An 11,444-nucleotide genomic window follows, 5' to 3' on the forward strand; every position below is an offset into this window, starting at 1 on the left:
AAGACGAAATCACTGATTTGGATTTTCACAGCAATTGATGCACTAAAAAATAAAGTTCTCTATGAAACTATCTTCGCCTTGACTAATTTTCAACTTGAATTTATCTCCAATATTTCCTTTAAATCTAAGCTGTAACCAGTTACTTGCTTTTGCTTGTTTTTCAAGTTGAGGTATTGGGTTATTTTCGTCATCTAGTAATGTCATCTTAGTTCCATTTAATAAAAATATTGATTCACTAGTTGGATAAAGTCGTAAGATAATTTCAATTTCATCTTCACTTAATCGTGTCTGACGAAGAATTAAAAGTAATGGTTCAGAGAGATGCATGAGATGAACAATTTTTGCCCCGCCTACTTCTTCTTTATCAGTAACATTAACAGAAGAAATATCTTTGGGAACATCTTTGGCAACAGCTAATTCAGATTGCCATCCGTTGTCTAATAAGCCTTCAAACCATTTGCTTAATTTAACTATGCTTTCATTAAGTTTATTTCTAGCAATTTCAGAAATATCTGGGTGAGAAGAAGCATAATTTTCAACTTTTTGTAATTTGTTTAGGTAAATTAAAAAATCTTGCAGAGAGATTAATTTTGTCAGATGCAATTTTTCGTTTGTAACCGATTCTACAAAACCTAATATTCTTGCTTGTCTATCAAGCTCATCAATTTCTACTACTATATAACCAATACGTTCTGATAAAACTTCTGGTGGTATCTCACAAAAATTTTCTCTAGGAAGTACAGGACGACATTCCAGTAAACCCTTATCTTTTATAAAAATGCTGGCAGTATTCATTAAAGATATTACGACATTATCCAAACCATAACTTTTGCTAAATTCTGTTTCAATTCCCATACACTGACAGAAAAATTCAACTACCAATACTGCCAAAGTATTGAGATAAACCTCACGAGTTTTTTGCTCGTTTCGCTGCTGCTGGCTCAATTTTTCAGCCGTTTGAATCATTTTTTGATTGATAGGCGTTATAAAAGCTAATTGATTGAAATTCATTACTTTTTCTCCTGATAAGTTATTGAGCATTTAATTCACACAATAATTTGCACATACTATCTAGTACCTCTCGGCGTAAATACGCCTACATTTTAAAAGAGTTTTATTCAAACACTCATTTTCACCAACTTTAAGGTAAGTTTACTTGCACCAATCTGTACTAGTCAGATTCATCTGAGGACTGATTTTTCTTACTTTTTATATTGACTTCTAAATTTAGATATTTTCTAAAATAAGGAGCGAATTTTTCACAACATCTTCCATAAAATGTGTAAACAGGCCCGTGGGTGTTTCCTAATTTTAATTCTTCGACTATTTCTTTCCATGACTTTCCTTCTTCGCCTTTCTTAAGTAAAATAATTTGAAAGCTGGCCTTTGGGTTATTCTTGAATAGTGTAGTTGACAATAAACCTTCTGGATCTTCTTTAATAAAATCTATTAGTTTTTGAGAGGTAAGAGGATTATTAATTTCTGGAGGGCAATAAACATCGAGAATATTTATCTCTGATTCATTATTATCTTGATATATATTATCTTGATATATAGATTTCACTTTTCCTTGCCAATTTATCCAGTTGAAATCATTTATTTTTTTCTTAAAGAATAGAAAAATGAACCATCTCATAAAAGGATCTTTTTTAGGTTTATCCTTATCTATTTTTTTTACATTAATCCTTTCAGGATCAAATTTGTCTATGTTTTTACAAACATAAAACAAGGTATTTTGGAGCGTTTCTTCATAAATATATAATAAGTCCATACTTTTAGGTTTAGGTAAATCAATTTTTATCTGCTCCATCAATACACTCGTTAGTTCTGTGAGTGAAATTTGTTTTTCTAATAACGCTTTTTGTTTCACTTCACTACTTAAAGAATCATCCTTAGCTTGTATTGCCGCTGTTTTAGCTCTCACAGCTAGTTCTTCTAAAGAAAGCTGTAGTCGATTTTGAACCATCGCAAGATACCCCTTATTTGTGCTTTCGCTATTGATTTTTAGTTATTCATTTAACTAAAAGTGACAAAAATTTGTACAACTACAAGTGTTTTCTAGACAATTAATATCCAAGCTGATTACTATTCCGCCTTTTTGACTGTGGTTTACTCTGTTTTTTTGGATTCCTATATTAATCTCTAAAGATAGGGTGTAGTTTTATGCAGATTAAAAAAATCTGAATATTTTTTCAGGTGGAAAATCCGGTTTACCTTATCACACAGTATCCAAGCTACTTTGAATAAAAAAGCGAAAGCTTGAGAATGCAGGTTGCGAGTCCTTTTGCTGATCTAGCGGTTTTCAATAGATCCAATACACTTTTATGAATTCCGCAAAAACCCTCCCAAACTCTTATTTCTCGGTGTTCTCTGTGGTTAGCTATTCCGTGATTCGTGCATAAGTCTTAACTTTTACACTTTTGTATTACTTCCAGCCTTAGTAAGCAAGGATACTGTTGGCCAATGGTAGTTTGACTCTCATCCAAACGATTTTTAGGCTTTTCGACTCAATACCAAGAGCGCGTAGGCGTAGCTTGTCGTAGACATCGCGTCCTAAAATAGGCGCGAAAAAGTTACTTTATCGTTAACAAGGGACATAACAGAACTCCTGAATTGCCAGCAGTATCCTTGGTAAGAAGAAAAATGCCTAACAAGGGTGAAGTTTTGTACGTCACACAACTGAGAGAACCCCTATATTTTTTTTGCAGCAGTCACTCCAATACTTTTTAACCTCCTTAATCCTCCGTTAATTTGAGAATATAACTTTTTTTAGACTATTTTCGTAGTCTTTACAAAATATAACCTTACATATCCTCTTAATGCATCGGTAAATTTAGTAAACTGGAGGATGAACAGCCAAATTATTTTTTGATGAATGTTGCCACGTAGTTTTCTGACTCAAATGGCTTACGAGCATGAACTATCCCCAGAGCAGCAGCAAGTTTTCTTGATGCGAATGGCCGATGGTCTAAGCTACGAACAAATAGCCATCCAATTAAGTACATCCGCAGATGCTTGCTTGAAACGCATGGGTCAGGTGTATAAGAAATTCAATATCAGTGGTATGAGTCGTGGTAAAGAAAATAAACTCAGATTTTTTCTGGCGAACAAGTTGGAACAATCGGAACGGTTAGAGTCAAATGCTGAGGAGTCTTCAGATCATACCCAACCTGCTCATGTACCCGATTTAGAAACTGAACCCAATCTGGTAAATATCAGCCAAAAATCCCTTATTTATCAAAACTTGCCAGCAAGAGAACATACAGCCTTTGTTGGTCGCACTCAAGAAATCAGGCGGCTAATGGAACTTTTGGATTTTCAGCACACCGCTCATTTAATTAGTGTGGATGGCATTGGTGGTGTAGGTAAAACTACTTTAGTCGTAGAAGTAGCTTATCATTGTTTAGAAGTTAGCAATAACGAACCTTTCGCTCCCAGCTTTCCCATCTTTGAAGCCATTATCTTTACTTCCGCCAAACAGAATCATCTCACTTCTATTGGTATCTTGCCTCGATTAACTAGAGAACGCACTCTGCGGGATATTTGCAGGGAAATTGCTCGTGTCCTAGACCTCAGTGAAATCATTAATTTACCTTTAGAAGAACAATTCCAGCCAATTCGACAGAAATTATCTCAAACAAAAACCTTATTAATTATTGATAATTTAGAAACCATTGAAGACCAACAGGAAGTTCTTTCCTTTCTATACGATTTACCACCAACGGTGAAAGTCATTATCACTACTCGTGAACAAGCTTTGTTTGTACCCATTCGCCTGGGTTGTCTACCTAAAGAAGATGGTTTGCGCCTCATCCAACATGAAGCCAAAGAAAAAAGTATAAATTTGACTACGAAAGAATCTCAGCAACTTTTTGAGGGAGTAAGCGGAATACCTGCTGCAATTATTTATGCCATTGGTCAGATGGCGGCGGGTTATTTACTGGAGGATGTATTGGCACAAATTAAGGAACCTAATGGTGATGTTGCCCGTTTTTGTTTTGCAGGCTCGGTAATTCCTCTAAGAGGCACGCCCGCTTACTATTTGCTGATGGCACTTTCACTAGGAGTACAACCTATAACCAGAGAAACTGCTGCCAGTATTGCTTTTGAGCAAGCTGACCCAATTGTTACAGCCCAAGGATTGGCGAAATTGCAGCAACTTTCCTTGGTTTATCAGCAGCAAGGGCGCTACAACCTGCTTGAATTGACCCGCGAGTATTCTGCTGCTGAGTTAGCTGGAAATAGTGAATTAGCTCAAAAGTTGCAACAAAGATGGGTCAATTGGTATATCCGATTTTTGGAGGCTTACGGAGGCACGAATTGGAAGGAATGGCATCTCGGCTATGGTTATTTAGAAGCTGAATGGGAAAATCTCAGAGTGGTACTCGAATGGTGTATTAGTCAAGTAATGTACTGTGATGCGCGAACAATTTGGCAACATATTAAGGGCTATATTCATGTGCGTGGATACTGGGATGAGCGTTTAGAATGGACAGCTTGGTTGATTGAAACTGCTAAACAAGCTGGAGATTGGACTTTTGCAGTTGAGGTAATGAGCGATCGCGCTGGCACTTTGATTAGGATGCGCCAGGAGAGTCAGCTAAAAGAAGCAGAAATTTTGCTACAAGAAGCTTGGAATTTACGCCACCATCAAACTATAACGTTGCAGTTAGAGATAGCTACCAACATGGCTATTTTATATATCAATCAACAACAGTTCAAGCAAGCTCAGGAGTGGCTAACAGAAGAAGAAAAACTGTTAAAACAAGCATCGCTACCAGAGTTGAAAATAAAGGAACAACAAGTTCATATTATTTATTATCAAGGACAGATACATTTTCAAGCTGGAGATTATCAGCAGGCTCAAAATATTTTCCAGCAAGCATTAGCTGAAGCTCAAGAAGCTGGATGGCAAAGAGCAGTCGTTGCTATTCAAAATTGGTTAGCAGACGTTGCTCTAAAATTAGGAAATTTAGAAGAAGCACGACGATTATTAGAATTAAGCTTTCCAATCGCAGAGAGACATAAAGATAAACGCTCTATTGCTTACCATAAGGCATCATTTGCCAAGCTTGAAAAACTATCAGGGAATTTACCTCAAGCCAAACGCTTGGCAAAAGAAGCATCGGAGGGTTTTGAAAGTCTGAAGATGGTAACAGAAGCCCAAGAAATGCGTGCTTTATTCTCCAGTTAATACAAAACGTAAATTAAAGGGTTTTAGAGGATGTTTGAAAAATCCGAGAAGGTCAAATTATACCTTCTGATTGGGCTTAACTAAGACGATAAATCAAGGTTTTAGAGCTATACCGAGATACTTCGTTGTGCAAACGGTGAGGTCAAGCGACCCTTTTCAAACATCCTCTTAAACCCCTATGTTTACATGGGGCAGTGTTATGGTAGCGATAGTTATAACTTTCTTCACTACGTGACGCTTGCACGAACAATTTTGAATGGTTTAAGATTGGATTTTCGGGAGAGTCAAACAAGCACTTCTTTGTAATGAATGATTATACAGAGGTAACCTTAGACAGACTGCACACTGATATTGACTATCTTCTAGAACGCTGACTCCAAAAAAATTTTCAAACAAGACTTGAGTTATTGCACTAGCCTCTTTGTAATGTTGTTGCTGAACTTGTACAGTTTCCTCAACAGGAGAATAATGATGAAAAATATATCCATATAACTCCTGACAGTCTTGAATATATTGATAAGTATTTAACAGAATATGGGTGTGCCATACTTCATCAATCTCTTTAGTCGGAACTAATTCTATATCTGGAAACAAAAAATGGAGACACAGAAACATCTTGTAAATACTGATAGCACATTCAGTTTGTTGTAGTGTCCACTCATTTCCATTATCAAAAGACATGAGTTTTTTAGCCAACGGCTGCAAATCCAATTTATTCAACTTTTTGAAAAAAATAGAAATTTTTTCCGATAAACCTTGGTCGAGAACTTGCAAACTAGAAAGTGAATGTATATTCAGCTTTTCTTGATACGAGCTTATATTCAAGCGACTACCTCCTTCGATAGGCTTTAGAATTTGTTATTTACAGGGAAAACAACCTATCTTTGTAGGCGTTCTCCTACTTACCTTCAAAATTCAGGAAGCTGTTTTATGCTTTTTGGCTAAAAATCTCAATTTTTTTCAGAGAATATAGAGCAGTTTGCAGATCAATGAGGTACAGAGTCTAAGTTCAAAGCCTGTTTTACTCCTGACTCCTGTTGTATTGAGAGACTAATTTTGGTAGGTAAAAATCGCTGAACTACTGATTAGTATGCTAGTTTATAACTTCAATTTCTGGTTCTAAGAAAATTTTATAGACTCAATAAGTAAAGTTTTATAAAAAAAGCATCTCCGAGCATAAAAAATGCTCTTATTTTTAGAGGTATTTATATAAAGCCTGAAAATACCATAAATTCTGCTTTCTACCTTATTTTGTAGACAGGTATAGTGACAACGGTAATTTCTAGTAACCATATTTCATCCGTCAAACAAAATTTAGTGTTGTACTTACTCACATAAAGAAAATAATTGGCAACTACAATGTTTATGCAAGAAGAAACTATCTCGATTGTTACCGATAATGTTCCATTTACAGCAGAAACAAGAACTTGGGAAGTTCCTCCATCTGAAGGCACTACTAAGTACAAAGTAGAGATTAGCGCCGATAAGTTAGAGCAAGAAATGGGTCGTTTTTTGCAAATAGTAAGTCGTTTATTTAAACGTGCAGAAATAGAAACTGAAAAAAAACCTGGAATCCACCTTGATGAAATTGAGCTATCAGTAGAAATTAACGGTGAAGGGAAGGTTAGCTTAATTGGAAGTGGTGCAAAAGCTGGTGCTAAAGGAGCAATAACGCTGAAGTTCAAACGAACAAAATTAGAGTGAAGTAGGAGTTATGTCGATATACCTGCAAGATGGGATATGTTGCATATTTTTGTAAATTTAATGTTCATAACTCTTGATTTACAATTGTTTATAGCTGTGGCTTTGATTTTCCATAAGTACGATAAAATTGCCATAAATGATTATTTATGGGCAAATTAGTAAATCAATAAAACAGCTTATGCAACATTTATTTACAACGTATCCTATTTTGCAGTTACTCCAAATTTCAAATTATCTGGTGTAAATAGCAGAGAGGTTTTAGATGTCACTAGTAGGATTCTTATCCGCTACAGTTTACCTGAAAAATGTTAATAAACTTTTGAAGTTTTTAGGCTATCACTTAGGTAATAAAGCAATTGAGATAGAAGTAGAAGCAAAAGGCAAAAAGCTGAGAATACAATCTAGTAGTCAGCAAGAGTTACTAGCAGCCATAGAAGCAGTTAAAAAATTTGTTTGTACAGAAACAGCTTTGCCAGCAGCACATCAGCTTCCAGAAGAAATATCCTTAAAGGTGACTACTAAATTAGAGACAGTACAAGAATTAGAAGCCGCAAAAATTTTTGTCGAAGAAAATCACAATAGTGGGTTATTCTTATCCGCCGATTTTTACGATATAGAACAACTATTGCTACCAGCAGAAACAACGCAACCATCATCAACAAATTCATCACAACGAACAGGGCGTGGATTGAGTCCGAAGCCACTTAAACCAGAAAAAACCGAGCTAGATGTAACCAACTTCTATCACGAACTTCCACAGAACAGACCCCAACCTTCGAGAAATATTCCTCCCGTTAATCAACCCCAGACTCAATCAATAGATAATCATCAAGCTTTTCTGGAAGCTTCTTCACTGCTATTGCGCTATCCTAATTTGGAATGTCCAAATCAAATTATCCTTAACGACAAGTTCAGGCTATTCGTTCAACTTTTGATCAAGCAACCAAAGTCTAGTACTCAGGCTATCTATGTTGAAAATAGTTGTACTCCCGCACAATTGCCTGAGATAGAAGTAGTATTGCGTACTCCTCGCGGTTTGGATATTGAAGGCAACGATTATCAATTAATGCAAGTGAAACTTGACAGCGACTCTAGTGTAGAGTTTAACCTTACTGCTTGCAAACTTGGTGAGCAAGAAATACGAGTAGATTTTTACCAATGCGATCGCCGTATTGGTACAGAAAGGTGCAGCGTACTAGTTGTGAAAGAGCCTTTAGATTACGATGTATCAAAACCAAAGAAAGTGACAAGCCTAGAGTTAAAAATAGCACCTATTGTCCCACCACCCGATTTGGAATTATGCATTGAATTGCGCGATGATCGCACTCTCTACTTCACGTTGCATTCAAAAGTCGCAGGGTATCACCATGTCAAAGTTGGTGAATTAACCTTGAAAGGCTCACCATTAGAGAAAATGCAGGCAGTATACAAAGAACTGGGAAGTTTAGCTGCACCAATTAAGTCAACAGAACAAGCTGCTGCCGAGCGACGGTTGGCAACTTTAGGGCGTGAACTATGGGATGAACTAATTCCTGATAAATTGCAGCAGGAGTATTGGCGCTTTAAATCCCTAATTTCATCTATTCTCATTACTTCTGATGAGCCTTGGGTACCGTGGGAAATAATTAAGCCCTATCGTTATAACGAAGATGGAGAACGAGAAGACGAACAATTTTGGTGTCAGCAGTTTGCTTTATCCCGTTGGTTATCAGGGCAAGGAGGCACAGTTGAAGAGTTACAGGTGGGTACGGCACGGCCAATAGCGCCTACTCAAGTCAACCTTTCCGCAGTACAGGAAGAGGTAACTTTCATCAAGCAGTTACATAATTTACGTTCAGATATCACTGTACTTGAGCCTTTTAGCACTTACCAAGAAGTATTGGATTGGTTAGAGACCGGAAAATTCTTTATGTTACACTTTGCCTGCCACGGTATGTTTGACGCTGCTTTGCCTGGTAACTCTGCAATCAAGTTATCAGATGGTATTTTACGTCCTTCTGACATTCGGGTCAGATTTGGCGGACGCAGACCACGGCCACTGCTTTTTATTAATGCTTGCCACGGAGGACGGTCAGAGTTCAGCTTTACTGGTTTAGGTGGTTGGGCTGAACGATTAGTGACAGAAGCGCGTGTAGGTGTATTCATCGGGGCTATGTGGGAAGTAAATGATGGACTAGCATTAAAGTTTGCTCAACGCTTCTATACAGGATTGTTAAAAGATAACGAGACTATCGCTGAGGCATTTCGCCATGCTAGACAAGAAATCCGCCAGCTTGCACCCTACAACTCTACTTGGCTTGCATACTCGCTCTATGCGGACCCCCAGGGACGTGTAAATTTAAAGTAGTGTAATTGTAATGAACACTTTTATTTAGTTACTGATGCTGGCGTTAGTGGAGTGGTGTTTTAGCACTTACAGCAAATTGTAAATGTAATTGTGTTTACGTCTTCGCTTTCTGTTTTTGCAAATTTTTGTAGACCCACGGCATAGACATTTGCAATAGTAAGTTTTTTGTGTTGTTCGCTATTATCCTTATAATTACTGAAAAGAAAAATCAACCATGCCAAAAAACTGGATTATTAAAGTAGACAATTATTTCCATGCTAACCCCGATTGCATTATCGCTACTGCCCATGTTGATACATTCCCTACAGACTTACCTCTAGAACCAAATATCAGAGAACCAAACCGCAAAAGTTCAACATACAGGCAAATCTTTGACTCTCTCACTACCGAACCACAGAAATTCTTTGAGCGTCACAGTGGTATAGTTCTGTGTGCCAATAAAGTTAAACCCAGTAAGGATAAAAAACAACTGGAACTAGAGGTTTTAGAAGCTGCTGAGGGTGGAAGCGATGGTATTATTAATGGTGGACACACTGTTTTAGCGTTTGATAGTGCTAAAAATTATAAGTATGACCTTAGCGTAGCGCGGGTCAAAATTACTATTCACATTGGATTAGAAGAAACTGAAGCCAAAGATATAGCTTTAGCTTCTAATACGACATCACCTGTTGATTCTCGCTCTAAGGTAAATGCTAGGGGAGATTATGACTTTATCAAAAGTTATTTAGCCCAGTTAGAACTTAAAGAAAGTAGAAGATTTAGAGTAGCTTATTACCAGAACCAAAGTGGTGTTCCTAAAAATACCCATTGTAATGTTACCCATTTGTTCAAATTACTAAACTGCTTGGATAGAAATAGATACAATCCTGAAGGTAATACGAGAAGTAAACACCCGGCTGTTAGCAGCACTCCTAGTCAACTTTCTGATGCTGAGAGGGAAAGATTAACCAAACTACTGCCTCTGCTGGCTAAAGCTATGTGGATAGAGCAAAGGCTGTATGACATTATTCAAGAATATATCAGCAAACCTAAAAGAAAAGGGATCAATGATTTAGCATCAATTGATATGCGGAAAAATACCCTTCTGGCTGACAGTAAATACTCTTTTGGGTTTGGTGCGCCTGGAGATTTGGCGTTACCAATAGTTGCATCTTACAGGGTATTTTTAGATAAAGATTATAACTGGATTGTGCCTTTTGAGGATTTCTCTGAAGATTTTCTTCAACAGTTGTGGGGCAGTTATTTCCGTAAGTATTTAATTAGTGAGAAAATTGCTGGTAATACGGTGGGTGCGAAAATCTGTCGTAATCAAGAAATTTGGGATAGTCTGTATATTTTTGCCCAAAGTTATCTGAATCAGCTTTTGGTGAAGATGGTTAATTCTGCTAAACGTGAGGAATTAACGTTAACGCAAGGGTAAGTAGATCCGAAAATCCGAAAGGAACATTATCTCTTTGGGTTCGCTATCTAGTTGAATATTTTAAAGCTTTCTGCCAAGAATCACTTATTTACTAACGTCTAACGTCTAAGTTTAATCAGTACCTGAGCAAAATTAATCGCACATTTTTTTTAAACAGAAATCTCTGTATTCTTTACCTGTTACCTGTTTCCTCTCCTCAATATGAAATTTATTTTGCACTACTACTTATCTATCTTGAGACAGATGACAATGGTTTTTGTAAGTAAGTTTTAATCTTTATCTTTTAGAAGGATAATACTGGTTGCCTGATTATTTAAAGTTTAATTTTACTTGTATTTGTATTATTCAATACTTTAAATATAGGGCTGACTAAAAACACCTAAAACATAAATATTACCTTTCCCAGCCTTGAGTGAAAAATTAAGGGTTTTACCGATTTTTCACTCAAGGCTAATTCTTATAACAGTACAGCAGTTTTCTTTTTAAATTACCATACCTAAATATCTAAAAGGTTTATGGCACAAGAGTTATAGGATTTCAGTTTGTACCAAATAGTTGAGCAAAGTGCTGTATGTAGTTTTTACTGTGTAAATATTTAATATTGTATAAACTAAAAAATAAATAAAAACCAAAAATAAGCAGAAAATACTAAGATTAGGGATTTTTGCTATTGTAATTATTTTAAAATGTGCTTATTATGGCAGTTAATCTGTCAATTGCTATATCAAGTAATTAAGAAGACGTTAATTAAAAGATTATTGGTAGTTGAACAACCCGAA

Annotated in this window: 7 protein-coding genes; 4 read left to right on the plus strand and 3 right to left on the minus strand. The window is 36.4% G+C overall.

The window, feature by feature from the left end:
* Window positions 1-42: 42 nt before the first annotated feature.
* Both A9Y75_RS24155 and A9Y75_RS24160 read right to left on the minus strand, forming a co-directional pair.
* Window positions 43-1,011: a DUF1822 family protein gene (locus tag A9Y75_RS24155; RefSeq protein WP_071192179.1), complete on the minus strand. Its 969-nt coding sequence runs from the start codon at window positions 1,009-1,011 to the stop codon at window positions 43-45.
* Window positions 1,012-1,171: 160 nt separating this feature from the next.
* Window positions 1,172-1,966 carry a hypothetical protein gene (locus A9Y75_RS24160; RefSeq protein ID WP_071192156.1) on the minus strand — a complete coding sequence of 265 codons (795 nt, stop codon included), beginning with the start codon at window positions 1,964-1,966 and terminating at the stop codon, window positions 1,172-1,174.
* A gap of 936 nt (window positions 1,967-2,902) precedes the next feature.
* Here A9Y75_RS24160 and A9Y75_RS24165 point away from each other — a divergent pair.
* On the plus strand, window positions 2,903-5,194 hold the full coding sequence (locus A9Y75_RS24165; protein WP_236721513.1) for an NB-ARC domain-containing protein: 2,292 nt from the start codon (window positions 2,903-2,905) through the stop codon (window positions 5,192-5,194).
* 261 nt (window positions 5,195-5,455) lie between these two features.
* Here A9Y75_RS24165 and A9Y75_RS24170 read toward each other — a convergent pair whose 3' ends face one another.
* Complete coding sequence (locus tag A9Y75_RS24170) at window positions 5,456-6,019, minus strand: hypothetical protein (protein WP_071192158.1); 564 nt, start codon at window positions 6,017-6,019, stop codon at window positions 5,456-5,458.
* A gap of 534 nt (window positions 6,020-6,553) precedes the next feature.
* On the opposite strand from A9Y75_RS24170, the gene A9Y75_RS24175 reads away from it, so the two are divergent.
* The 3 genes from A9Y75_RS24175 to A9Y75_RS24185 all read left to right on the plus strand — a co-directional run bounded on the left by A9Y75_RS24175 (window position 6,554) and on the right by A9Y75_RS24185 (window position 10,665).
* Window positions 6,554-6,898, plus strand: coding sequence for a hypothetical protein (locus A9Y75_RS24175; protein ID WP_083389735.1), 345 nt, complete (start codon window positions 6,554-6,556; stop codon window positions 6,896-6,898).
* A 262-nt stretch (window positions 6,899-7,160) separates the two neighbouring features.
* A complete protein-coding gene (locus A9Y75_RS24180; RefSeq protein WP_071192161.1) occupies window positions 7,161-9,245 on the plus strand; it encodes a CHAT domain-containing protein in 2,085 nt (694 codons plus the stop codon).
* Between the two features lie 214 nt (window positions 9,246-9,459).
* Window positions 9,460-10,665: an AIPR family protein gene (locus A9Y75_RS24185; protein WP_071192163.1), complete on the plus strand. Its 1,206-nt coding sequence runs from the start codon at window positions 9,460-9,462 to the stop codon at window positions 10,663-10,665.
* The last annotated feature ends 779 nt before the right edge of the window (window positions 10,666-11,444 follow it).

Source organism: Trichormus sp. NMC-1, assembly GCF_001858025.1.
GTDB lineage: Bacteria > Cyanobacteriota > Cyanobacteriia > Cyanobacteriales > Nostocaceae > Anabaena.

Excerpts from the sequence above, each read along its gene's own strand:
- A9Y75_RS24185 (WP_071192163.1), top strand. The coding sequence starts at position 9,460 with ATGCCAAAAAACTGGATTATTAAAGTAGACAATTATTTCCATGCTAAC.
- A9Y75_RS24160 (WP_071192156.1), bottom strand. The coding sequence starts at position 1,966 with ATGGTTCAAAATCGACTACAGCTTTCTTTAGAAGAACTAGCTGTGAGA.
- A9Y75_RS24180 (WP_071192161.1), top strand. The coding sequence starts at position 7,161 with ATGTCACTAGTAGGATTCTTATCCGCTACAGTTTACCTGAAAAATGTT.
- A9Y75_RS24165 (WP_236721513.1), top strand. The coding sequence starts at position 2,903 with ATGGCTTACGAGCATGAACTATCCCCAGAGCAGCAGCAAGTTTTCTTG.
- A9Y75_RS24155 (WP_071192179.1), bottom strand. The coding sequence starts at position 1,011 with ATGAATTTCAATCAATTAGCTTTTATAACGCCTATCAATCAAAAAATG.
- A9Y75_RS24175 (WP_083389735.1), top strand. The coding sequence starts at position 6,554 with ATGTTTATGCAAGAAGAAACTATCTCGATTGTTACCGATAATGTTCCA.